The sequence below is a fragment of the Streptomyces sp. AM8-1-1 genome, from assembly GCF_032229325.1.
GTDB classification, from domain to species: Bacteria; Actinomycetota; Actinomycetes; order Streptomycetales; family Streptomycetaceae; genus Streptomyces; species Streptomyces achmelvichensis.
In genome coordinates this window covers 5,611,073-5,633,549 of record NZ_CP135086.1, presented here as the reverse complement: position 1 = coordinate 5,633,549, position 22,477 = coordinate 5,611,073, and the positions used below count along the sequence as shown (strand labels likewise).

19 protein-coding genes and 3 tRNA genes are annotated in these 22,477 nt (G+C 72.0%); 9 read left to right on the top strand and 13 right to left on the bottom strand.

The window, feature by feature from the left end:
• Nucleotides 1-7: 7 nt before the first annotated feature.
• From RPQ07_RS25240 to RPQ07_RS25230, 3 genes are all read right to left on the bottom strand, one after another.
• Nucleotides 8-84: transfer RNA gene (locus RPQ07_RS25240), tRNA-Ile, on the bottom strand.
• Between the two features lie 191 nt (nucleotides 85-275).
• Nucleotides 276-348: transfer RNA gene (locus RPQ07_RS25235), tRNA-Asn, on the bottom strand.
• Between the two features lie 5 nt (nucleotides 349-353).
• A tRNA-Asn gene (locus RPQ07_RS25230) sits at nucleotides 354-426 on the bottom strand.
• 173 nt (nucleotides 427-599) lie between these two features.
• Here RPQ07_RS25230 and RPQ07_RS25225 point away from each other — a divergent pair.
• From RPQ07_RS25225 to RPQ07_RS25210, 4 genes are all read left to right on the top strand, one after another.
• Complete coding sequence (locus RPQ07_RS25225; protein ID WP_313946460.1) at nucleotides 600-899, top strand: YtxH domain-containing protein; 300 nt, start codon at nucleotides 600-602, stop codon at nucleotides 897-899.
• 36 nt (nucleotides 900-935) lie between these two features.
• Complete coding sequence (locus RPQ07_RS25220) at nucleotides 936-2,381, top strand: FGGY family carbohydrate kinase (RefSeq protein WP_313946459.1); 1,446 nt, start codon at nucleotides 936-938, stop codon at nucleotides 2,379-2,381.
• Between the two features lie 91 nt (nucleotides 2,382-2,472).
• Entirely contained in the window at nucleotides 2,473-4,206 is a 1,734-nt protein-coding gene (locus tag RPQ07_RS25215) for an ABC transporter ATP-binding protein (protein WP_313946458.1), read from the top strand.
• The gene (locus RPQ07_RS25210; RefSeq protein WP_313946457.1) at nucleotides 4,203-6,134 is read left to right on the top strand and encodes an ABC transporter ATP-binding protein; all 1,932 of its coding nucleotides are present in this window, start codon (nucleotides 4,203-4,205) and stop codon (nucleotides 6,132-6,134) included. The genes RPQ07_RS25215 and RPQ07_RS25210 overlap by 4 nt, the downstream gene beginning before the upstream one ends.
• 37 nt (nucleotides 6,135-6,171) lie before the next feature.
• Here RPQ07_RS25210 and RPQ07_RS25205 read toward each other — a convergent pair whose 3' ends face one another.
• The 5 genes from RPQ07_RS25205 to RPQ07_RS25185 form a co-directional block, all read right to left on the bottom strand.
• Nucleotides 6,172-7,434, bottom strand: a complete 1,263-nt coding sequence (locus tag RPQ07_RS25205) for an RNA polymerase sigma factor (RefSeq protein WP_313946456.1) — start codon at nucleotides 7,432-7,434, stop codon at nucleotides 6,172-6,174.
• Between the two features lie 118 nt (nucleotides 7,435-7,552).
• A complete protein-coding gene (gene dnaG / locus RPQ07_RS25200) occupies nucleotides 7,553-9,454 on the bottom strand; it encodes a DNA primase (protein WP_313946455.1) in 1,902 nt (633 codons plus the stop codon).
• Between the two features lie 44 nt (nucleotides 9,455-9,498).
• On the bottom strand, nucleotides 9,499-10,761 hold the full coding sequence (locus RPQ07_RS25195; protein WP_313946454.1) for an NAD(P)/FAD-dependent oxidoreductase: 1,263 nt from the start codon (nucleotides 10,759-10,761) through the stop codon (nucleotides 9,499-9,501).
• Nucleotides 10,762-10,890: 129 nt separating this feature from the next.
• Nucleotides 10,891-12,225: a deoxyguanosinetriphosphate triphosphohydrolase gene (locus RPQ07_RS25190; RefSeq protein WP_313946453.1), complete on the bottom strand. Its 1,335-nt coding sequence runs from the start codon at nucleotides 12,223-12,225 to the stop codon at nucleotides 10,891-10,893.
• A 46-nt stretch (nucleotides 12,226-12,271) separates the two neighbouring features.
• Nucleotides 12,272-13,042, bottom strand: coding sequence for a sirohydrochlorin chelatase (locus RPQ07_RS25185; protein ID WP_313946452.1), 771 nt, complete (start codon nucleotides 13,040-13,042; stop codon nucleotides 12,272-12,274).
• Between the two features lie 364 nt (nucleotides 13,043-13,406).
• On the opposite strand from RPQ07_RS25185, the gene RPQ07_RS25180 reads away from it, so the two are divergent.
• The 3 genes from RPQ07_RS25180 to RPQ07_RS25170 all read left to right on the top strand — a co-directional run bounded on the left by RPQ07_RS25180 (nucleotide 13,407) and on the right by RPQ07_RS25170 (nucleotide 16,941).
• Nucleotides 13,407-14,021 (top strand): vancomycin high temperature exclusion protein, encoded by a 615-nt coding sequence (locus RPQ07_RS25180; RefSeq protein ID WP_413777851.1) that lies wholly within the window; start codon nucleotides 13,407-13,409, stop codon nucleotides 14,019-14,021.
• Between the two features lie 65 nt (nucleotides 14,022-14,086).
• The gene (locus RPQ07_RS25175; RefSeq protein WP_313946450.1) at nucleotides 14,087-14,668 is read left to right on the top strand and encodes a TIGR03086 family metal-binding protein; all 582 of its coding nucleotides are present in this window, start codon (nucleotides 14,087-14,089) and stop codon (nucleotides 14,666-14,668) included.
• Between the two features lie 122 nt (nucleotides 14,669-14,790).
• Nucleotides 14,791-16,941, top strand: a complete 2,151-nt coding sequence (locus RPQ07_RS25170) for a molybdopterin oxidoreductase family protein (RefSeq protein WP_313946449.1) — start codon at nucleotides 14,791-14,793, stop codon at nucleotides 16,939-16,941.
• A 73-nt stretch (nucleotides 16,942-17,014) separates the two neighbouring features.
• Here the strand turns inward: RPQ07_RS25170 and RPQ07_RS25165 are convergent, their stop codons facing one another.
• From RPQ07_RS25165 to RPQ07_RS25155, 3 genes are all read right to left on the bottom strand, one after another.
• Nucleotides 17,015-17,455: a gamma-glutamylcyclotransferase family protein gene (locus RPQ07_RS25165; protein ID WP_313946448.1), complete on the bottom strand. Its 441-nt coding sequence runs from the start codon at nucleotides 17,453-17,455 to the stop codon at nucleotides 17,015-17,017.
• Nucleotides 17,452-17,775: a divalent-cation tolerance protein CutA gene (cutA, locus tag RPQ07_RS25160; protein ID WP_313946447.1), complete on the bottom strand. Its 324-nt coding sequence runs from the start codon at nucleotides 17,773-17,775 to the stop codon at nucleotides 17,452-17,454. Before cutA ends, RPQ07_RS25165 begins: the two co-directional genes overlap by 4 nt.
• Before the next feature lie 111 nt (nucleotides 17,776-17,886).
• A complete protein-coding gene (locus tag RPQ07_RS25155) occupies nucleotides 17,887-18,522 on the bottom strand; it encodes an NAD(P)H-dependent oxidoreductase (RefSeq protein ID WP_313946446.1) in 636 nt (211 codons plus the stop codon).
• 398 nt (nucleotides 18,523-18,920) lie between these two features.
• Between RPQ07_RS25155 and RPQ07_RS25150 the strand changes: the two genes are divergently transcribed.
• Complete coding sequence (locus tag RPQ07_RS25150) at nucleotides 18,921-19,205, top strand: hypothetical protein (RefSeq protein WP_313946445.1); 285 nt, start codon at nucleotides 18,921-18,923, stop codon at nucleotides 19,203-19,205.
• A 151-nt stretch (nucleotides 19,206-19,356) separates the two neighbouring features.
• Here the strand turns inward: RPQ07_RS25150 and RPQ07_RS25145 are convergent, their stop codons facing one another.
• Both RPQ07_RS25145 and RPQ07_RS25140 read right to left on the bottom strand, forming a co-directional pair.
• Nucleotides 19,357-20,142, bottom strand: a complete 786-nt coding sequence (locus RPQ07_RS25145) for a sulfite exporter TauE/SafE family protein (protein ID WP_313946444.1) — start codon at nucleotides 20,140-20,142, stop codon at nucleotides 19,357-19,359.
• Between the two features lie 10 nt (nucleotides 20,143-20,152).
• Nucleotides 20,153-20,995, bottom strand: coding sequence for a putative protein N(5)-glutamine methyltransferase (locus tag RPQ07_RS25140; protein ID WP_313946443.1), 843 nt, complete (start codon nucleotides 20,993-20,995; stop codon nucleotides 20,153-20,155).
• A gap of 314 nt (nucleotides 20,996-21,309) precedes the next feature.
• Between RPQ07_RS25140 and RPQ07_RS25135 the strand changes: the two genes are divergently transcribed.
• The gene (locus RPQ07_RS25135) at nucleotides 21,310-22,476 is read left to right on the top strand and encodes an NAD(P)/FAD-dependent oxidoreductase (protein WP_313946442.1); all 1,167 of its coding nucleotides are present in this window, start codon (nucleotides 21,310-21,312) and stop codon (nucleotides 22,474-22,476) included.
• Nucleotide 22,477 lies beyond the last annotated feature (1 nt).

Here is a 22,477-nt window from a genome sequence, read left to right as displayed (position 1 = left end):
CACTTTGTGGTGGGGCGGGTGGGACTCGAACCCACGGCCGACGGATTATGAGTCCGCTGCTCTAACCGGCTGAGCTACCGCCCCTAACGGCGCGTCGCGCACAAATGTGCGCGCCGTCTGCCGCAGCATAGCCGCTCATACGATCTCCTGCCTCGGATGGTCGGCAACGCCCAATCTTGAGGACTGCGCTGCCTGCTGCCCGGTTCCAGGAGCTGTCGATCAGCCTCCGGGCACACGAAAAAGGACCCCTTATAGGGGTCCCGTTCCGGTATCTGCTCCCCCGGCTGGACTCGAACCAGCAACCCTCCGGTTAACAGCCGAATGCTCTGCCAATTGAGCTACAGGGGATCGCGCTCCCCCGACTGGACTCGAACCAGTAACCTGCCGGTTAACAGCCGGCTGCTCTGCCAATTGAGCTACAGGGGATTGCTGCATGTGCACCGAACGTACCCAACCCGGGCGTCCCGGAGGGCGTGCGCTCGCTGCGACACATACATTAGCGCAAGCAGGGGGGTGCTCCGCCAATCGGTATGCCCCCGGGTGATCAGGGGCGATCACGGGTAGGCGCCCAGCACCGACGTAAGGGAAGGGTGGCAGACATGCGGTACAAGGTCACGTTCGTCGTCGGACTGGCTGTCGGCTATGTGATCGGCACACGGGCCGGCCGTGAGCGCTACGAGCAGCTGAAGAAGTCCATGCGTCAGCTGTCGCAGAACCCCGCCGTGCGCAACGCCGCGGAGTCCGCGGCGCACAACGGCCGCGAGGTGGCCGGCAAGGCCTTCCACGCGGTGAGCGACAAGGTCGGGGACCGGATGCCTGACTCGGTCTCCGAGCGGGTCAGGTCCCTGCGGGAGCGCAGCTCCGGCAGGGAGGACGAATGGGGAACGACCAACACGTGACGCCGCCGCTCCACATGTGCGGCAGAATCTTTCCCCATGGGGATAGTCGCCGGTCTGGACAGTTCGTCTGCATTCACCCGCATCGTCGTCTGTGACGCGGACACGGGTGCCGTGTTGCGGCAGGGCTATGCCCCGCACCCGGTGGAGCCCAAAGCCACCGAAGCCGATCCGCAGGCGTGGCTGCTCTCGCTCGGCGAGGCGGCGGCCGGTGGCCTGCTCGAAGGTGTGCAGGCCATCGGCGTCTCCGCCCAGCAGCACGGCATGGTCCCGCTGGACCGTCAGGGCGGACTCGTCCGGCCCGCGCTCCTCGGCAACGACAAGCGCGCGCAGGTCGCCGCGGCGGATCTGATCGACGCACTCGGCGGGCGGCAGCCCTGGGCCGAGGCGGTCGGCTCCGTGCCGCAGGCCGCTCACCCGGTGGCGAAGCTGCGCTGGATGGCACGCTCCGAACCCGAAGCGGCTCAGCGAGTGGCCGCGGTGCTCCAGCCGCACGACTGGCTGGTGTGGCAGCTGCTCGGCCGGCCGGTCCGCCGGACCACCGACCGCGGTGGCGCCTCCGGCACCGGGTACTGGTCGGCGGGCACCGGTTCCTACCGCCCCGACCTGGTGGAGCTTGCTCTCGGCCATCAGTGCGCGCTCCCCGAGGTGCTCGGCCCGGCCGAAGCCGCGGGCACCACGCCCGAGGGGCTGCTGATCTCCGCCGGCACCGGCGAGACGATGGCCGCCGCCTTCGGTCTCGGCGTCGGCGTCGGCGACGCGGTGGTCTCGCTCGGGGCCTCCGGTTCCGTGATGGCCGTGCACCACGAGGCACTGGCCGACCCCAGCGGAATGATCACGTCGTACGCGGACGCGACCGGCATGCATCTGCCGGTGGTGCACACCTCCAACGCCGTACGGGCGCTGCGCGGCACCGCCGAGCTGCTGGGGCTCGACGGCCTCGAGGAACTCTCCGCGCTGGCCATGAAGTCCACGCCCGGCTCCTCCGGGCTGGTCCTGCTGCCGTATCTGGAGGGCGAGCGGACCCCCCAACTGCCGCACACCGCGGGCACCCTGACCGGTCTGCGCCGGGAGTCGATGCGGCCCGAGCATCTGGCGCGGGCTTCCTTCGAGGGCATGCTCTGCTCGCTCGCCGACGCGATGGACGTCCTGCGCGCCCGCGGCGTCGAGGTGCGGCGGGTCTTTCTGCTGGGTGCGAGTGCCGGGCTGCCGGCCGTGCAGTCCGCGGCCCCCGGGATCTTCGGCGCTCAGGTGGTCGTGCCCCAGCCCGCCGACTACGCGGCACTCGGCGCGGCACGGCAGGCGGCCTGGGCGCTCGGGGCCTCGCAGGGGATGCTGTCCCCCGCGTCCCCGCCGATCTGGCAGGACGCCGCGGCGCAGCTCTTCGAGCCGGGTGACGAACTGGCGGTGGGTCAGGCGGTGCGCCAGCAGTACAGCGCGACGCGGGAGCAGTTGCACCCCGGAGCCTTCGGCCCGACATCTTGACCCTGCTTTGAATCAAACCCGTGGGGTTCGGGGGGCGGAGTGCCGCAAGATGGGGTGACCCCCCGATCTTGCCGAGCCCGAGAGACAGCGCGTGCTGATACGACTGCTGCGGACCCATCTGAGTCCGTACACACGACCCATCGCCCTGCTGGTGGCGCTGCAGTTGCTGCAGACCAGCGCCACTCTGTATCTGCCCACCCTGAACGCCGACATCATCGACAACGGTGTCGTGAAGGGTGACACGGGCTACATTCTGCGGCTCGGCGCGCTCATGATCGGCATCAGCCTCGTGCAGGTCGTCTGCAACATCGGTGCCGTCTACTACGGGGCGCGGACCGCTTCCGCCCTCGGACGGGACGTGCGGGCGGCCGTCTTCGACCGTGTGCAGAGCTTCTCGGCCCGCGAGGTCGGGCGCTTCGGGGCACCGTCGCTGATCACCCGGACGACCAACGACGTCCAGCAGGTGCAGATGCTGGTCCTGATGGCGTTCACCCTGATGGTGTCGGCCCCCATCATGTGCGTCGGCGGCATCGTGCTGGCTCTCGGCCAGGACGTGACCCTGTCCACGGTGCTGCTGGCGGTGGTGCCGGTGCTCGGCATCGCCGTGTCCCTGATCGTCAAGAAGATGCGGCCCCTGTTCCGGACCATGCAGGAGCGGCTGGACACGGTGAACCGGGTGCTGCGGGAGCAGATCACCGGCAACCGCGTGATCCGCGCCTTCGTCCGGGACGGCTACGAGAAGGACCGCTTCCGCGGGGCGAACACGGAGCTGACCGATGTGTCCCTGGCCACCGGCCGGCTGATGGCCTTGATGTTCCCGACCGTGCTGACGGTCGTGAACGTCTCGTCCGTCGCCGTGGTCTGGTTCGGTGCGCACCGCGTCGACAGCGGTGCCATCCAGATCGGCGCGCTGACCGCGTTCCTCGCCTATCTCATGCAGATCGTGATGGCCGTGATGATGGCCACCTTCATGTTCATGATGGTGCCGCGCGCCGAGGTCTGTGCCGAGCGGATCGACGAGGTCCTGGCGACGGAGTCGAGCGTGGTGCCGCCCGCCGCGCCGGTGCGGCAGCTGCACCGGCGGGGGTATCTGGAGGTACGCGGCGCCGAGTTCCGCTACCCCGGGGCCGAGGAGCCGGTGCTGCGTGATGTCTCGCTGTCGGCGCGGCCGGGCGAGACGACCGCGATCATCGGCTCCACCGGCAGCGGGAAGTCGACGCTGCTCGGTCTGGTGCCGCGGCTGTTCGACGCGACCGGCGGCGAGGTGCTCGTCGACGGGGTGGACGTCCGCGAACTCGAACCGGCGCTGATGGCCCGGACCGTGGGGCTCGTGCCGCAGAAGCCGTTCCTCTTCTCCGGCACGGTGGCGACGAACCTGCGGTACGGGAGGCCCGACGCGAGCGACGAGGACCTGTGGCAGGCGCTGGAGGTGGCGCAGGCCGCCGGCTTCGTGCGCGAACTGGAGGGCGGGCTCGACGCGCCGATCGCACAGGGCGGCACGAACGTCTCCGGCGGTCAGCGCCAGCGGCTCGCGATCGCCCGGACGCTGGTGCAGCGCCCGGAGATCTATCTGTTCGACGACTCGTTCTCGGCGCTGGACTACGCGACCGACGCGGCGCTGCGGTCCGCGCTGACACTCGAGACCTCGGAGGCCACGGTCGTCATCGTCGCCCAGCGGGTGTCCACCATCCGTGACGCGGACCGGATCGTGGTCCTGGACGAGGGGCAGGTCGTGGGGGCGGGAACCCACCGCGAGCTGATGGCGGGGAACGAGACCTACCGGGAGATCGTGCTCTCGCAGCTGACGGAGGCTGAAGCCGCATGAGCGGGCCGGGTGGACGCATGATGATGGGCCCGGTCGAGCGGTCCATGAACTTCAAGGGCTCGGGCAAGCGGCTGCTGAAGCGGCTCGCGCCCGACCGGAGACTGCTGTGGGTGATGCTCGCGGCGGGTGTGCTGAGCGTCGCGTTCTCGGTGGTCGGGCCGCTGGTGCTGGGCCGGGCGACCGACCTCGTCTTCGCGGGTGTCGTCGGCCGGGGCATGCCGGAGGGGACCACCAAGTCCCAGGCGATCGACGGTCTGCGGGACAAGGACCAGGGCGGACTCGCGGACATGCTGTCCGGGGTGGACTTCACGCCCGGCGAGGGCATCGACTTCACCGCCGTCGGTCATGTGCTGCTGGTGGCGCTCGCGCTGTACGTGATCTCGGGGCTGCTGGCGCTGGTCTCGACCCGGCTGTCGATCCGGGTGATCAACCGGGCCGTGTACCGGATGCGTGAGGACGTCCAGGCGAAGCTGTCCCGGCTGCCGCTGTCGTACTTCGACCGGGCCAAGCGCGGCGAGGTGCTGAGCCGGGCGACCAACGACATCGACAACATCTCGCAGACCCTCCAGCAGTCGATGGGCCAGCTCATCAACTCGCTGCTGACCATCGTCGGTGTACTGGCGATGATGTTCTGGATCTCGCCGCTGCTGGCGCTGGTCGCCCTCGTCACCGTGCCCGTGTCGGTGTTCGTGGCGACGAAGGTCGGCAAGCGGTCACAGCCGCACTTCGTGCAGCAGTGGAAGTCCACCGGGACGCTCAACGCCCACATCGAGGAGATGTACACCGGCCACGCCCTGGTGAAGGTCTTCGGACGGCAGGACGAGTCCGCCAGGGACTTCGCCGAGCAGAACGAGGCGCTGTACGAGGCCGGATTCAAGGCGCAGTTCAACAGCGGTGTGATGCAGCCGCTGATGTTCTTCGTCTCGAACCTCAACTACGTGCTGGTGGCGGTCGTCGGCGGACTGCGGGTCGCGTCCGGCGCCCTGTCGATCGGTGACGTGCAGGCCTTCATCCAGTACTCCCGGCAGTTCTCGATGCCGCTGACCCAGGTCGCCTCCATGGCGAACCTGATCCAGTCGGGTGTCGCGTCCGCCGAGCGGATCTTCGAACTGCTGGACGCCGAGGAGCAGGAGGCCGACGCACCGGCCGCCGGGCGCCCCGAGCGGCGCCTCGGCCGGGTCGCCCTGGAGAAGGTCGCCTTCCGCTACGACCCGGACAAGCCGCTCATCGAGGATCTGTCGCTGACGGTGGAACCGGGCCACACGGTCGCGATCGTGGGCCCGACCGGCGCCGGCAAGACCACGCTGGTCAATCTGCTGATGCGGTTCTACGAGGTGACCGCGGGGCGGATCAGCCTCGACGGCGTCGACATAGCGGACATGTCGCGGGAGGAACTGCGGTCCGGTATCGGCATGGTGCTCCAGGACACCTGGCTGTTCGGCGGCACCATCGCGGACAACATCGCCTACGGCGCCGCCCGGGACGTGACGCGGGCGGAGATCGAGGAGGCCGCGCGCGCCGCGCACGCCGACCGCTTCATCCGTACGCTGCCCGAGGGCTACGACACGGTGCTCGGCGACGACGGAGCCGAGGGCGCGGGAGTGAGCGCGGGCGAGAAGCAGCTGATCACCATCGCGCGGGCGTTCCTGTCCGACCCGGTGATCCTGGTGCTCGACGAGGCGACGAGTTCGGTCGACACCCGTACGGAGGTCCTGATCCAGAAGGCGATGGCACGTCTCGCCCACGGCCGTACGAGCTTTGTGATCGCCCACCGGCTCTCCACCATCCGGGACGCGGACGTGATCCTGGTGATGGAGAACGGGTCGATCGTCGAACAGGGCACGCACGACGGCCTGTTGGCGGCGGAGGGCGCCTATGCGCGGCTGTATTCGGCGCAGTTCGCGCAGGCGGTCGTCGAGGTGGAGTGAGAGCGGGAGCCCCGCGGCTGCCCGGAGGTCCGGGGTGTCAGTCCAGGTAGCCGCGGAGCTGGTCGGCGAAGGCGTGGTCGCGCAGTTTGTTGAGGGTCTTGGACTCGATCTGGCGGATGCGCTCCCGGGTCACGCCGAAGATCCGGCCGATCTCCTCCAGGGTGCGCGGCCGACCGTCGACCAGCCCGTACCTCAGCTGCACGACCTTGCGTTCGCGCTCGCCGAGGGTGGAGAGCACCGCTTCGAGGTGTTCGCGCAGCAGCAGGAACGCGGCGGACTCCACGGGTGACGCGGCGTCGCCGTCCTCGATGAGGTCGCCGAGGGCGACGTCGTCCTCCTCCCCCACCGGCGCATGCAGCGAGACCGGTTCCTGGGCGAGCCGCAGCACCTCGCCGACCCGCTCGGGCGCCAGGTCGAGCTGGGCGGCGACCTCTTCGGCGGTGGGTTCGTAGCCGCGCTCCTGGAGCATCCGGCGCTGGACCCGCACGACACGGTTGATCAGTTCGACGACATGCACCGGGACGCGGATGGTGCGGGCCTGGTCGGCCAGCGCGCGGGACATGGCCTGCCGGATCCACCAGGTCGCGTACGTCGAGAACTTGTAGCCGCGGGCGTAGTCGAACTTCTCGACGGCCCTGATCAGGCCGAGGTTTCCCTCCTGGACCAGGTCGAGCATGGTCAGCCCGCGGCCGACGTAGCGCTTGGCGACCGAGACGACGAGCCGCAGATTCGCCTCGATCAGCCGGCGCTTGGCCATCCGGCCCATCACGACCAGTTTGTCGAGGTCGACGGCGAGCTGGGAGTCGTCGATGTCGGGGGTGCCCGCGAGCCGTTCCTCGGCGAACAGGCCCGCTTCGACCCGCCGCGCGAGCTCCACCTCCTCGACCGCCGTGAGCAGCGGGATCCTGCCGATCTCGCGCAGATACTGGCGGAACAGGTCGGAGGACGGCCCGCCGGAGTCTGCTCGGGCGGCGCGGACGGGTTCGGGCGGGTCGGGTACTTCCACTGCGTCCTCGACGACGGTCTCCGCGACCGTTTCGGGAACGGCCTCGGGATGGTGTGCGGGCAGGCTCTGGGCGGGGACCTGCGCGGAGACGTCGGCGGCAGCCTCGGTCTCGGTCAGGGTCTGGGTCTGGGTCTGCACGGGGGCGACCTCCAGGGTGATCGCTGCCGGATCGGGGGCGTACGGCAGCGGGACGGGGGCGGCCGGGCCGCATTCCGTCCCGTACACGATGAGCGGATCCGCGGGGTCGAGAGGCCCACTCGGTGTGGACCGGCCGCGCTCCGAGGACTCAGGCACCGCACCCAGTGTGGGGTACGACACACAGCTGCCACGAGGGGCGTGCGACGACTTTTTGAGTCCCGTGCGTGACCGGACGGTTACGGGGACGGGGGCCGGGGGCTGTGGGCGACAGCCCTCAGAGGGCGTCGGCGCCGCGGTTGCGCAGGGAGCGGGCGTACTGCTGGAGGACCCACAGTTCGTTCGCCACGGCGGTGTGCTGCTCGGGGTCGGCGTGCTGGCCCAGGCGCGCGAGCGTGCCCTGCACCTCGCTGATGCGGCGGTCCACGGCGCGCAGCCGGACCGAGACGAGCTGGACCCCCGCGTACGTCTCGTCGACGATCTTCGAGTGCACGGCCTCGACGGCCAGTTCGGTGACCAGCGCCCGCACCGTGTCGTTGGCGGCTGCGTCGCGGACGCGGGCGATATAGCCGGAGCCGTCCTGCGTGCCCTGTTCCGCGCCGCCCGCCTCGGCGATGGTCTGGCGGACCGCCGCGTACGGAGGAGCGGTGAACTCGTCCACTCCGTACGCGTCGAACGCCGGGGACACCAGGCCCGGGTGCTGGAGCGCCAGCTTGAGCAGTTCGCGCTCGGTGCGGTGGGCCGGGCTGCGGAGGTTGAGCGCGGGGCCGGACGGGACCGCGGGGGCCTGGGGCTCCTGCTGCCGGGCGGAGGGGCGCGTCGGGGCGGGGCCGCGGCCGCCGCGGTCCCGGGCCCAACGGGCCAGCTGGGCCACACGCTTGACGACGAACTGGGTGTCGAGGATGCCGACGATGCCGGCGAGCTGCACGGCCGACTCGTGCTGGATCGCGACGTTCTTGATGCCCGCGACGATGGGCGCGGCCTCGTCGAGCGCGGCGGCGCGGCCGGCCGGGGTCTCCAGGTTGTGGCGCAGCACGACCTGGCGGATCGCGAACTCGAAGAGCGGGGTGCGGGTCTCGACCAGCTTCTGCACCGCGTCGTCGCCCTGCGCGAGCCGCAGCTCGCAGGGGTCCATCCCGCCCGGGGTGATCGCGATCGACGTCTCGGCGGCGAACTTCTGGTCGTCCTCGAAGGCACGCAGCGCGGCCTTCTGACCGGCCGCGTCCCCGTCGAAGGTGAAGATCACCTCGGCGGTGGCGTTGTCCATCAGCAGCCGGCGCAGGATCTTGATGTGGTCGCCGCCGAACGCCGTGCCACAGGTCGCGATCGCGGTGGTCACACCCGCGAGATGGCAGGCCATCACGTCGGTGTAGCCCTCGACGACGACCGCGCGGCTGGCCTTGGCGATCTCCTTCTTGGCCAGATCGATGCCGTACAGCACCTGGGACTTCTTGTAGATCCCCGTCTCGGGGGTGTTGAGGTACTTCGGGCCGTTGTCGCTCTCGTAGAGCTTGCGGGCGCCGAAGCCGACGACGTCGCCGGAGATCTCGCGGATGGGCCACATCAGCCGGCCGCGGAAGCGGTCGATGGGGCCGCGGCGGCCGTCCTGGGAGAGACCGGAGAGGATCAGCTCCTTGTCGCTGAAGCCCTTGCCGCGCAGAAAGCGGGTGAGGTGGTCCCAGCCCTGCGGGCTGTAACCGACGCCGAAGTGCTGGGCGGCGCCCTGGTCGAAGCCGCGTTCGGCGAGGAAGGCGCGGCCGGTCTCCGCCTCGGCGCTGTTCTCCAGCTGCTCGATGTAGAACTGCGCCGCGATCTTGTGCGCCTCCACCAGCCGGATCCGCTCGCCCCGCTGGTGGCTCGGGTTGTACCCGCCCTCCTCGTAGCGCAGGGTGATGCCCGCCGTCGCGGCGAGCCGCTCGACCGTCTCCGAGAAGGTGAGATGGTCGATCTTCATCACGAAGGCGATGGTGTCGCCGCCCTCCTGGCAGCCGAAGCAGTGGAACAGGCCCTTGCTCGGGCTGACCTGGAAGGAGGGGGACTTCTCGTCGTGGAAGGGGCAGAGGCCCTTGAGATTGCCGCCGCCGGCATTGCGCAGCTGGAGGTACTCGGACACGACGGCGTCGATCGGGACGGCGTCCCGCACCGCCTTCACGTCGTCATCGTTGATCCTGCCTGCCACGCGTGAAGTCTACGGTGGCGCGGTGACACTCCTGCCTGCTCCCGTCATCCCGTGAGCGTGGTGAGGGGGACGGACGGGTCACCGAGGGCGTCCGGGTCCACCTGGGCACCGGAGCGGATGAGGTCCTGGACGGGTCCGGTGACGTCCCACACATTGACGTTCATCCCGGCGAGCACCCGGCGGTCCTTCAGCCAGAAGGCGATGAACTGCCGCTTGCCGGCGTCCCCGCGCAGCACCACCTGGTCGTAGCTGCCGGCCGGTGCCCAGCCCGAGTACTCGAGGCCCAGGTCGTACTGGTCGGAGAAGAAGTAGGGGACGCGGTCGTAGCTCACGTCCTGACCGAGCATGGAGCGCGCGGCCGCCGGGCCGCCGTTCAGCGCGTTCGCCCAGTGCTCGACCCGCAGCCGGGAGCCGAGCAGCGGGTGGTGCGCGGCGGCGACGTCGCCCGCGGCGTAGATGTCCGGATCGGAGGTGCGCAGCTGCGCGTCGACCGCGATGCCGCCGCCGTGTGCCCGGTCGGCGAGGGCGAGGCCGGCGGCTTCGGCGAGGGCGGCGCGCGGTGCGGCGCCGATCGCGGCGAGCACGTCGTGGGCCGGGTGCTCCTCGCCGTCGTCGGTGCGGGCCGCGAGGACGACGCCGTCCTGGCCGGTGATCTCGGTGAGGCGGGCGCCGAAGTGGAAGCGGACGCCGTGCTCCTTGTGCAGTTCGGCGAAGACCTGGCCGAGTTCGGGGCCGATGACCTGGTGCAGCGGGGTGGGCTCGGGTTCGACGACGGTGACCTCGGCGCCGTAACCGCGGGCCGCGGCGGCGACCTCCAGGCCGATCCAGCCGGCGCCCGCGATGACCAGATGGCCGTTGTCGCGGCCGAGTGCGGCGAGGACCCGGCGCAGCCGGTCGGCGTGGGCGAGGCGGCGCAGATGGTGGACGCCGGCGAGCTCGGTGCCGGGGATGTCGAGCCGGCGCGGCTCGGAGCCGGTGGCCAGCAGCAGCTTGTCGTAGTGGAGGACGGTGCCGTCGCCCAGCCGGACCGACTTGGTCTCCCGGTCGACGGCGACGACGGTCTGGCCGAGATGCAGCTCCACATCGGCCTGCGCGTACCAGCCGGGCTCGTGGACGAAGACGCTGTCGCGCTCCTCCTTGCCGGAGAGATAGCCCTTGGACAGGGGCGGGCGCTCGTAGGGGTGGTCGCGCTCGTCACCGATGAGGATCACGCGTCCGGTGAAGCCCTCCGCACGGAGGGTCTCGGCGGCCTTGGCCCCGGCCAGACCACCACCGACGATGACGAACGTCCGATGTGCGTCGACCACTTGATGCCTCCTTTTTGCTTGTACGCTGCGCAGCCTTCAGCGAGCGTCCCGCACGCAGCGTGATGGCGGAAGAGGGGGTGACCTTCGGGCGTGTCATCCCGGACATCCCGCGCGGGCCGCTCCGGCCGCTCAGCTGCGGGCCGTGAGCTGCGCGTGCAGACTGCGGGCGGTCGCGTCGGTGAGTGACGCGAGCTGGTCGACGACGACCCGGGCGCGGGCCCGGTCGTCGCCGGCCGCGGCGAACAGGGCGCGGAACTGCGGGTCGAGGGTGTCGGGTGCGCGGGCGGTGAGGGCCTCGGCCAGTTCGGCGAGCACGATGCGCTGGTCGGCGCGGAGAGTCTCCTGCTCGGCGCGCTGCATCACATAGCGGTCGGCGACCGCCTTGAGAACGGCGCACTCGTTGCGTGCCTCGCGGGGGACGACGAGTTCGGCGGCGTAGCGGGTGAGCCGGCCGGTGCCGTACGCCTGACGGGTCGCGCCCTCGGCCGCGAGCGCGAAGCGGCCGATGAGCTGGCTGGTGGCGTCCTTGAGGCGGGCCTGTGCGACGGCCGAACCGTCGTAGTGGTGCGGCCACCATTCCTGTTCGAGGAGGCGGTCCAGGGCCTCGGCGAGCTCCCCGGGGTCGGTGTCGGAGGGCACGTACCGGCCGATCGCCACCTGCCAGATGTCGCTGCGCTCCGGTTCGGCGAGCAGGAGGCCGGGGTCGAGGTGCCCGGCGTGCAGTCCGTCCTCGAAGTCGTGCACCGAGTAGGCGACGTCGTCGGCCCAGTCCATGACCTGGGCCTCGAAGCACTTGCGGTGGTCCGGCGCGCCTTCGCGGACCCATTCGAAGACGGGGAGGTCGTCCTCGTACACACCGAACTTGACCGAGGCGGGGTCGGTGGGGTGACCGCCGCGCGGCCAGGGGTACTTGGTGGCGGCGTCCAGCGTGGCGCGGGTGAGGTTCAGACCGACGCTGACGACACCGCCGCCGTCGGTGGGGACGAACCTCTTGGGCTCGATACGCGTCAGCAGGCGCAGAGACTGGGCGTTGCCCTCGAAGCCGCCGCAGTCCTTGGCGAACGTGTTGAGCGCCTGCTCGCCGTTGTGCCCGAAGGGCGGATGGCCCATGTCGTGGGCGAGGCAGGCGGCCTCGACGAGGTCGGGGTCGCAGCCGAGTGCGGCGCCCAGCTCACGGCCGACCTGGGCACACTCCAGGGAGTGGGTCAGCCGGGTGCGCGGGCTGGCGTCCCACGCCTGGTTGCGGGTGCCCGGGGTGACGACCTGGGTCTTGCCGGCGAGACGGCGCAGCGCGGAGGAGTGCAGCACACGCGCGCGGTCGCGCTGGAACGCGGTGCGCCCCGGACGCTTGTCGGGCTCGGGCGCCCAGCGCGCGGAGGCCGCGTCGTCGTAGCCGTCGTCGTGGAGGCCGTTTCCGTCGTACGTGCCGGGCCCGGGCGGAGTGGTGCTGGTGGTGCCTGCCATGCACCGAAGGTAACCGGAGCGGCCGGGCGGCGGTCGACCCGGTGGGCTACGCGGAGGCGAGTTCGCGCCGCTGAGCCGTGTACGGGACGGTCAGCGCCTCGTCGTAGCGCTGGAGCAGCAGCCGGGCCAGCGCGGGGTGCGCGCCGAGCGGGGCGGCGGCGATCCAGGGTGTGGCGGCGGCGCTGCGGGCGGCGAACAGACCGGGGGCCGCGAAGTAGGAGGCGACGGCGATGCGGTGGCGGCCACGGGCGGTGAGCGCACGGACGGCGGCCGGGACCGTGGGGGACGCGGCCGAGGCGTACGCGGCGACGACCGGCACTCCGCCGAGGCGTTCGCTGAGCATCGCCGCCGTGCTGCGGGCGTCGGCCGCCGATTCGGGGTCGCGGGATCCGGCGGCCGCCAGGACGACCCCCGTGCTGCGGCTGGTGCCGTCGCCGGGCTGCCAGCCGGCGTCGGCGAGCCGGGAGCAGAGCGCCTCCACCAGCAGGGGGTGCGGGCCGAGCGGGGCGGCGATGCGGATGTCCGCACCGGGGACGGCGGCCGCCGCCTGCGGCAGGTCGTACTTGATGTGGTACCCGCGGCCGAGCAGCAGCGGTACGAGGACGGCCGCGCCGTCCCGATCGTGCGGTGCGGGGGCGAGACCGGCGAGGGTGTCGTCGAGCAGCGGCTGGTTCAGCTCGATGTGGCCGAGCCGTACGTCGAGGCCGGGGCGCAGTTCGCGGACGCGGTCGAGGAGCTCGAGGACGGTGTGGAGTGCACGGGGCTCGCGGCTGCCGTGGGCGACGGCGACGAGGATGGGCCGTTCGTTCGGGGGCATGGGCTGCGGGTTCCGTTCAGTCGCACATGGCTGAGTTGGGTGCCCAGCTGGTCGGTGATCCGTGAGAGCAGCTGAGCGGTGGTGTCGAGGGGCAGTGGCCGGCCGTCTGGTACCTGTACCTGCTCCGTCATGAACAGATCCTGGCGGATCGACATTGCGAGGCCGTTGCACGGCGGTGACAGGTGTTTTCCACCGCCTCACCGCCGCCCCGCGGCCGGTGTCAGGATCCTCGGGCCGGCCGGGCCGAACGAACCGATCCGGTCCGTTGTGCGTCTGACCGGGTGTGAAGCGATCACGACTCAGACCCCGCCTGCCCAAGCTGCCCCGCTCGCGCCGCTCACAGCGGCGCCTCGTGCAGGCCGCGATGCTCGGCTGTGTGCTCGCTCTCGCCCCGGCGACCTGGATGCACGCCGTGGCCGACAGCCGGGTGAGGACGGTCGCGGAGGTGCCCGCGCAGGACGTGGCCGTGGTCTTCGGGGCCGGCCTGTGGAAGGGCCGGCCCACGCCCTATCTCGCGCACCGGCTGGACGCGGCCGCCGAGTTGTACCGGGCGGGCAAGGTGCGGGTCGTCCTGGTCACCGGGGACAACAGCCGGGTGGAGTACGACGAGCCCGACGCCATGCGCACCTATCTGACCGCCCGGGGCGTGCCGGACGGGCGGATCGTCAGCGACTACGCCGGTTTCGACACCTGGGACTCCTGTGTGCGCGCCAAGAAGATCTTCGGCGTGGACCGGGCGGTGCTCGTGACCCAGGGCTTCCACATCCGGCGGGCCGTCGCGCTGTGCCGTTCGGCCGGGGTCGACTCGTACGGCGTCGGGGTCTCCGAGCCGCACGACGCGACCTGGTACTACGGCGGGGCCCGCGAGATGGCCGCGGCCGGCAAGGCGGCGCTGGACGCGGCGGTCGAACCCGATCCGCGGTTCCTGGGCGCCGAGGAGAAGGGTGTGCACGAGGCGCTGGCCGCGTCCGGACGGTGATCGTCTGCGGGTGACACACGGCGGGCCGCTCGCTTCGGGATGCGCGGCGCGCGACAGTGATCTGTATGGAAAACGACGTGGCGACCCTGCTCAGCCGGCACACCGAGGCGCTCGCGCTCTTCTCCGACCGGGTGCACGCCGTGCGCCAGGAGCAGTGGGACGATCCGACACCCTGTACCGAGTGGTCGGTGCGCGATCTCGTGAACCATCTGACCGCGGAACAGTTGTGGGTGCCCCATCTGGTGGTCGAGGAAGCGGATCTCGACGAGGTGGGCGAGGCGTACGACGGCGACGTCCTCGGCGCGCATCCGCGCCGGAGCTGGGACGCGGCGGCGCGCGCCGCCCGGGAGGCGTTCGCGGAGCCCGGGGCGCTGGAGCGGACGGTGCAGCTCTCCTACGGCGAGACGCCGGCGGTGGCCTACTGCGCGCAGATGACCACGGACGCGGTCGTGCACAGCTGGGACCTCTCCCGTGCGATCGGCGCGCCCGAGCAGCTGCCGGACGCGCTGGTGGCCTTCGCGCTCGACGAGGTGAGTCCGTACGCGTCGGAGCTGGAGGCGTCCGGGCTGTTCGCCCCGCCGATCGAGCCGCCGCCGGCCCACAGCCACCAGGCCAGACTGCTCGCACTGCTCGGCCGCCGCGCCTGACCGGCCAGGGCGCCCGCGGTGGCGGCGCCTCACAGGGCGGGGCAGGGCATGCGGAGGGGCGCGTACCCCGGCCGTAATGGGGCACGAGGGCCGGCGTAACAGAGGCCGCGCACGCTGGCCGTATGCCCGAGCTCACTGCCCCCGCCGCCCCGCTCACCGCGACGCACTGTCCGTACTGCGCCCTCCAGTGCGGCATGAATCTGCGCGCTCCCGGGGCCGGCGAGGAGACGGTGCAGGTCGTGGAGCGGCCGGACTTCCCGGTGAACCGGGGTGCGCTGTGCGGCAAGGGCCGTACCGCCCCCGCGCTGCTCTCCTCCCGGGTACGCCTGACCGGGCCCCTGGTCAGGTCCGCTGCCACCGGCAGGCTCGAACCGGCCGGCTGGGAGGAGGCCCTGGAGAGGGTCGCAGAAGGGCTGCTGCGGACCAGGGCGGCCCACGGCCGGGACGCGGTCGGGGTGTTCGGCGGCGGCGGGCTCACCAACGAGAAGGCGTACACGCTCGGAAAGTTCGCCCGGGTGGTGCTCGGCACCTCGCAGATCGACTACAACGGGCGCTTCTGCATGTCGTCGGCCGCTGCCGCGCATCAGCGGGCGTTCGGACTGGACCGGGGACTGCCGTTCCCGCTGGAGGACATTCCCCGGACGGGCTGTGTGGTGCTCGTCGGCTCCAACCCGGCCGAGACCATGCCCCCGGCCCTGCGCTTCCTGACGGAACTGCGGGAGAACGGCGGCACGTTGATCGTCATCGACCCGCGCCGCACCCGCACGGCCGAGCAGGCGGACCTCCATCTCGCGCCCCGGCCCGGTACGGATCTGGCGCTGGCGCTCGGCCTGCTGCATCTGGTGGTGGCCGAGGGGCGCACCGACGAGGCGTTCATCGCGGACCGCACGACCGGCTGGGAGGAGGCCAGGTCCGCGGCCATGGCGTACTGGCCGGAGCTCGTGGAACGGATCACGGGGGTGGGTGTGCCCCAACTGCGTGCGGCGGCCGCCCTGTTCTGCGACGCCGCGTCGTCGATGGTCCTCACCGCCCGCGGCCCCGAGCAGCAGTCCAAGGGCACGGACACGGTGAGCGCCTGGATCAACCTGTGCCTCGCGACCGGCCGGGCCGGGCGCCCGCTGTCCGGCTACGGCTGTCTGACCGGGCAGGGCAACGGCCAGGGCGGCCGCGAACACGGCCAGAAGGCCGACCAGTTGCCCGGCTATCGCAAGCTGGACGACCCCGCGGCCCGCGCGCATGTGGCCGAGGTGTGGGGTGTGGCGCCCGAGTCGCTGCCCGGGCCGGGCCGCAGCGCGTACGAACTCCTGGACGCACTCGGTACCGACGTGAGGTCGCTGCTGGTGATGGGCTCCAACCCGGTGGTGTCGGCGCCGCGAGCCGCCCATGTGGAGGAGCGGCTGCGGTCGCTGGACTTCCTCGCGGTCGCGGACGTGGTGCTCTCCGAGACGGCCGCGCTGGCCGATGTGGTGCTTCCGGTGACCCAGTGGGCCGAGGAGACGGGGACGACGACGAACCTGGAGGGCCGGGTACTGCTGCGCCGCCGCGCGGTGTCCGCGCCGCCGGGTGTCCGCAGCGACCTCGAGATCCTCGGCGGACTGGCGGCGCTGCTCGGTCACGAGAAGGGCTTCCCTGCGGACCCGGAGGAGGTGTTCGAGGAGCTGCGGCGGGCGTCCGCGGGCGGACCCGCGGACTACTCGGGCATCACGTACCGCAGGATCGCGGAGGAGGACGGGGTGTTCTGGCCCTGCCCGGAGGACTCGGCGGAGAGCCGGCACCCGGGCACGCCCCGGCTGTTCCTCGACCGGTTCGCCACGCCCGACGGGCGTGCCCGCTTCGTACCGGTCACGCACCGGGCCGCCGCCGAGGAGCCGGACGACGACTACCCGGTGCTGCTGACGACCGGCCGGGTCGTCTCCCAGTACCAGTCCGGGGCCCAGACGCGGCGCGTCGACGAGCTCAACGCGGCGGCGCCGGGGCCCTTCGTGGAGCTGCATCCGCTGCTCGCCGAACGCCTGGAGGCGGCCGAGGGCGACCGCATCGCCGTCGTCTCACGGCGGGGGCGGGCGGTCGGGCCGGCGCGGATCACCACGGGGATCCGGCCGGACACCGTGTTCATGCCCTTCCACTGGCCGGGCGAGGGCCGGGTCAACTCGGTGACGAACCCGGCGCTCGACCCGACGTCCCGGATGCCGGAGTTCAAGGTGTGCGCGGTACGGGTGGAGCGGGTGGGTGCCGGGGAAGGGGCCGGGCCCGGGGCGCCGGAGGTGGGGTAGCGCCCTTCGGGCGGGCAGTGTCCAGCGGGGGCGAGGTCGGCCGACCGGGCGGGCGCACCGGCGGGGGCCGGGGTCAGCCGACCGGGCGGGCGCACCAGTCGCCGCCAGGAATGGCGGTGCCGTGCGCGCGGAGCCTCCCCGCCACGTCCGGGGCCGCCACGTACACCCATGCCCGTACCGCCGTGCCGTCCGGGCGCAGCACGTCGAGCGCGACACGTTCGTACAGATTGCGCGGATGGCCGGGTGAGACGTACTCCTCCAGCCGGTCGAGCACGGTGAGCAGATCCCCGTACTCCCCCGGCGCGGCCGTCAGCAGGTCGCCCACCACGCCGGAGGCACCGCCGGTGCGGGACGACTCGACCGCGTATGGGTAGCCGGGGCCGTCGTAGAGCTCCGCTCCGGGGAGCCGTGCCGGTTCCTCGGCGGCGGTGCGGCCGTGCAGGAACAGGTGGTGGTTGCACTCCCCCGGCCGGAGGGTGCCGTAGACGAAGAAGGGCAGGTCCTGGCCGTTCATCGGGCCGAGGTCTCCTCGTCGATCCACGCCAGGTAGGCAGCGCTGCCTGCCACCACCGGGGTGGCGATGATCTCCGGCGTCTCGTAGTCGTGAGCCGCCCGCAGATGGGCTTCCAGCTCCGGGTAGCGCTCCTCGGACGTCTTGAACAGGATCTGCCACTCCTGCGCGGTCTCGATCGTGTCCTGCCAGCGGTAGACGGAGGTGACGGGCGCGGAGATCTGCGCGCAGGCGGCGAGCCGTGCGTCCACGGCTCCGCGCGCCAGCTCCTCCGCCTTGGCCGCGCTGTCGGTGGTGGTCAGAACGGTGAGTGCCAGGGCCACAGGCGGACTCCGATCGCTTCGGGGGTACTCACGGGCAGGGCCTCACAGCCCCTGCCCGGCCGGTCCGGCCCACCGTACGGGAGCCCCACCGCCGCCCCGCCACCCGCCGGGTCAGCCCGTGTACGGGTGCGCCGACTTGGCCGTCCGCAGCGCGCGGCCCCACCACGCGAGCTGGTCCAGCATCGCCTTGGCGGCGGCGTCGGGGGCCGCCGGGTCCCGGTGCCGGCCCTCGTCGTCGAAGTGGCCGCGCGCGTTGTGGAAGGACACCGTGTCGCGGACGGTCACGGCGTGCATCTCGGCGAAGACCTGCCGCAGCTGCTCAACGGCGCGCAGCCCGCCGGACATGCCGCCGTAGGAGACGAAGCCGACGGGCTTGGCCTGCCATTCCGTGAAGTGCCAGTCGACGAGCGCTTTCAGGGACGCGGGGAAGGAGTGGTTGTACTCGGGGGTGAGGACGACGACGGCGTCGGCGCGGGCCAGGACGGGCGAGACCTTGTCGAGCTCGGCGCGGACGGCGGGCGAGGGATCGTGGGAGATGGCGGTGGGGAGGTCCACCTCCCCGAGATCGACGAGCTCGGCGGCGAAGTCCTCCCGCTGCCGTGCGTTGCCCAGGAACCACTCGGCGATGACGGGCCCGAAGCGCCCGTGCCGGTTGCTGGCGAGGATGACGGCGAGCCGGAGGGGGACGGCGCGAGAGGCGTCCGTGGAGGGGTCTGTCTGCGGATTCTGCTGCGTGATGAGGTCCATGGGCATGAGCGTGGTACCTCAAGCTTGCTTGAGGTCAAGTGGACGGGGGTGGGGGTGTTCTGGCCTGGCGGCCGGCGGGGGGTTGGGGGCGCCCCGGCCCGCCGCCGACGAAGGGCGGCCGCCCGCGACGCGCGCACCCCCAGCCCGTCGGCGACGTGCGGCCCCTGGGGGCGCAGCCCACAGCACGTGACCCCAGGCGCGCGCGTCCGCGTCACCCATTCAGTCCGGGCGGCCGCGATTCGCCGCGGCCCGTCCTGACCTGCGACAACCCCCGCTGTCCAGCGCGACACGCCGGGAATGGGCCCATATCTGATGCGGCATCAGCAGGCGTGCGACACGCGCTGCGCCTTACCTCGAAGAAGACGACCTCGTCGCACCGTTCTTCCCGGAGGAACCCCATGCGTACCGCCGCCCCCCTGCCGACCGGCCTCGCGCCGGCAGCTGACCTCATAGGCACCGGTGGCACCGGAACGTCGGCCGGGACCCTGGGGAGCGGCCGCGGCGCCGGTGACGTGGTGGTTGGGCTCCGTGGCGGGCCGGGCGGCCACGGACACGTCGGTCTCGGCCGCAGCGTCGGCCCGGACATCACCCAGATCGCGGCGGGTGTGGCCCTGCAGGCCACACCCGCCGTCGGCGGGACGCTGCTCCTGCGCAGTCGGGCGAGCGGCTCGCAGGGCAGCTGACGGGGGACGGCTTCCGTCCCCCGTCCCCGCCATGTCCCCGTTCCCGCCGGACCTTCGAGTCCGCCGGGAGCGGGGACCTTTCATTCGAACGGCCGACACGCACCACCGGCATGAGCCACGTGGACGGCGTCCGCGGACATCCCGCGGTTAATCACGCCGTCCACTGGTCGAAGGCCAGCTTCGCGACCAGTGAGAAGACCACGACGAGCAGGACACCGCGCACGAACTCGCTGCCCTTGCGGAGCGCCATACGCGCGCCGAACATCGCGCCCGCCAGGTTGAACACCGCCAGCAGCGCGCCCAGCTGCCACATCACGGTGCCCTGGTAGGCGAACATCGCGAGGGCGCCGGCGTTGGTGCAGACGTTGACGATCTTGGCGGTGGCCGACGCGGTCACCAGGTCGAGATGGAGGACGGCGGTGAGCGCGAGCACCAGGAAGGTGCCCGTGCCGGGGCCGAACAGCCCGTCGTAGAAGCCGATGCCACCGCCGACCAGGACGATCGCGGTGACCGTGCGGACGCGGGTGACGGGCTTCCTGCCGTCGTCCGCGCCCGTACCGAAGGCGGGCCGCAGCATCACGAAGGCGGCGACACCCAGCAGTACGACCATGATCACGGGACGGAGCACATCGCTGCTGATCCCGGCCGCGAAGAACGCACCGCCCATCGACCCCGCCAGTGCGGCGAGGCCGATCCGTACGGCCGTCCGCACCGACACGGGGGCCTTGCGCACATACGTGACGGCCGCGCCCGAGGTGCCGACGATGGCGACCGCCTTGTTGGTGCCGAGGATCTGCGCGGCCTGGACGCCTGGCAGGCCGAGCAGCAGCGCGGGGAGCAGCAGCAGCCCGCCGCCCCCGACGACGGCGTCGATCCAGCCGGCCGCGGCCGCGGCGAGGCACAGGAAAAGGAGCGTGGTCAGCGATATGTCGGGCACGTCCGCGACCCTACGAAGGAGATGGGTGTGGCGTCCATCCATCTCTGGTTGCTTGAGGGACCTCTGAGCTTCGGGTGCCGACGACGACGGTCGCATACAGCTCGTCCGAGGTGGCCACCCGCGCGCCGAGCCCGTCCCGGGTGACGATCGCCGCCGCCCGCTCCGCCTGCCGCTCGCTCGTCTCGAACAGCAGCGAGCCGCCGGGGGCCAGCCAGGACGCGGCCTCGGCGGTCACCCGCCGCAGGACGTCGAGGCCGTCCGCCCCTCCGTCGAGCGCCACCCGCGCCTCGTGCACCCGCGCTTCGGCGGGCAGCAGGTCGATCTCCTCGGTCGGTACGTACGGCACATTGGCCAGCAGCACGTCGACGCGGCCGCGCAGATGGCCCGGCAGCGGGTCGTACAGATCGCCCTCGTACGCCAGGCCGCCGGCGGCGCGGACGTTGCGGCGGGCGCAGCGCACGGCGGCGGGGTCGATGTCGGCGGCGTGCAGTTCGGCCCCGTCCAGGCCCGCGACGAGCGCGGCGCCGAGCGCGCCGGTGCCGCAGCACAGATCGACGACGACGGCGCCGGGCCGGGCGAGGACCGCGGCCTGCTCGACGAGGAACTCGGTACGGCGGCGGGGGACGAAGACCCCGGGGTCGACCGCGATACGCAGACCGTGGAACCCGGCCCAGCCGAGGACGTGTTCCAGCGGCTCCCCTTCGATGCGGCGGCCGACCATGGCGGCGAGATCAGCGGGTGTGCGCGCGGTGGCGACGAGCAGTTCCGCCTCGTCCTCGGCGAAGACACACCCGGCGGCACGCAGCCTGGTGACGATCGCGGACGAGGACAGAGGGGAGGGAGAAAGCGACATGAGAGCCTTTCGGATACCGAAGGGCGCTCTCCGGTCGCCTAGGCCGGTCGAACCGGTTCGACCGAGGGACCACGGTGGGAGAGCACCCCGCCTGACGCAGCAGCGGTAATGGGTCTCACCTCCTCGGCCGGTCCACTGATGTGGAGACGGCAACACTACCCGACCTGCCCCGACGCGCACGGGTATCCGCGCACCGCGCCCCGGGTCCACCGGCACCGGCCTCACAGGACGGGCCTGGCGGCGCTGAGGGCAGCGTTCCCGGTGGGAAACAGAGGAGCACCTGACGGGTAACAACGGACCCGCAGGCTGCGGACATGGCTACAGAGACCGTGGTGATCGGGGGCGGGACGGCGGGTGCGCGAGTGGCGCACCGGCTCGTCACCGCCGGTGTGCCCGTCACCGTGCTCGGCGAGGAGACCCACGCGCCGTACAACCGGGTGCTGCTCGCCGACGTGCTCGCCGGGCGCTACGGCCCCGAGGTGATCAGCCTGCCCGGTGTGCCGGTGCGGCGCGGTGTGCGGGCGGTGTCGATCGACCGGGAGCGGCGGCTCGTGCACTGCGCGGACGGCACGGCGACGCCGTACGACCGGCTGGTGCTGGCGACCGGCTCGAACCCGGTCCTGCCGCCGCTGCGGGGCCTGGGCGGTGAACTGCCCGACGGGGTCCACCCGTTCCGTACGCTCGACGACTGCGCGGCGCTGTCCGCCGCGGTGCGCCCCGGTCTGCACGCGGTGGTCGTCGGCGGCGGTCTGCTCGGTGTCTCCGCCGCCCGCGCGCTCGCCGCGCGAGGCGCCCGGGTGGTGCTCGCCCAGCAGGGCGAATACCTGATGGAACGTCATATCGACCCAGCCGCTTCGCTGTTGTTGCGTACGCATCTCGAGGCCCTGGGCGTGGAGGTGCACACCGAGTGCCGTGTCCGGGGTCTGCGTGGCACGGCCGTCGAGCTCGCCGACGGCTTCGTGCTCGACTCCGACCTGGTCGTCCTTGCCTGCGGGGTGCGCCCCCGGGTCGGTCTGGCGGTCGACGCCGGGCTCGACGTCCGTACGGGCATCGTCGTCGACGACCGGCTGCGCACCTCGGACCCGTCCATCCATGCCATCGGTGACTGCGCCGAGCACGACGGGCGCGTCTACGGTCTCGCCGGTCCGGCGCTGGACCAGGCCGACGTCCTGGCTGCCGTCCTCACCGGACAGACCGCGCGCTACACCGGCACCCGCGCCCTGACCCGGCTCACGCTGTCCGGCCAGGGGACTTTCGACCTGGCCGCGTTCGGCGAGACCAGCCCGCTGCCCGGCGACGACGTCGTGCGGCTCGCCGACGCCACCCGGGGCGCGTACCGCAAGGTCGTCGTCCGCGGGGACCGGCTCGTCGGCGGGATCCTGCTCGGCGATCTCACGACCGTCGGCGAACTGGCCCGTACCTGGGAGGGCGACGAGCCGCTCCCCTCCACCCCGCTGTTGCACCTGCTTGGAGGCTCCTGAG

Excerpts from the sequence above, each read along its gene's own strand:
- RPQ07_RS25225 (WP_313946460.1), top strand. The coding sequence starts at position 600 with ATGCGGTACAAGGTCACGTTCGTCGTCGGACTGGCTGTCGGCTATGTG.
- RPQ07_RS25220 (WP_313946459.1), top strand. The coding sequence starts at position 936 with ATGGGGATAGTCGCCGGTCTGGACAGTTCGTCTGCATTCACCCGCATC.
- RPQ07_RS25210 (WP_313946457.1), top strand. The coding sequence starts at position 4,203 with ATGAGCGGGCCGGGTGGACGCATGATGATGGGCCCGGTCGAGCGGTCC.
- RPQ07_RS25190 (WP_313946453.1), bottom strand. The coding sequence starts at position 12,225 with ATGGCAGGCACCACCAGCACCACTCCGCCCGGGCCCGGCACGTACGAC.
- RPQ07_RS25185 (WP_313946452.1), bottom strand. The coding sequence starts at position 13,042 with ATGCCCCCGAACGAACGGCCCATCCTCGTCGCCGTCGCCCACGGCAGC.
- RPQ07_RS25180 (WP_413777851.1), top strand. The coding sequence starts at position 13,407 with ATGCTCGGCTGTGTGCTCGCTCTCGCCCCGGCGACCTGGATGCACGCC.
- RPQ07_RS25175 (WP_313946450.1), top strand. The coding sequence starts at position 14,087 with ATGGAAAACGACGTGGCGACCCTGCTCAGCCGGCACACCGAGGCGCTC.
- RPQ07_RS25170 (WP_313946449.1), top strand. The coding sequence starts at position 14,791 with ATGCCCGAGCTCACTGCCCCCGCCGCCCCGCTCACCGCGACGCACTGT.
- RPQ07_RS25165 (WP_313946448.1), bottom strand. The coding sequence starts at position 17,455 with ATGAACGGCCAGGACCTGCCCTTCTTCGTCTACGGCACCCTCCGGCCG.
- RPQ07_RS25155 (WP_313946446.1), bottom strand. The coding sequence starts at position 18,522 with ATGGACCTCATCACGCAGCAGAATCCGCAGACAGACCCCTCCACGGAC.
- RPQ07_RS25150 (WP_313946445.1), top strand. The coding sequence starts at position 18,921 with ATGCGTACCGCCGCCCCCCTGCCGACCGGCCTCGCGCCGGCAGCTGAC.
- RPQ07_RS25140 (WP_313946443.1), bottom strand. The coding sequence starts at position 20,995 with ATGTCGCTTTCTCCCTCCCCTCTGTCCTCGTCCGCGATCGTCACCAGG.
- RPQ07_RS25135 (WP_313946442.1), top strand. The coding sequence starts at position 21,310 with ATGGCTACAGAGACCGTGGTGATCGGGGGCGGGACGGCGGGTGCGCGA.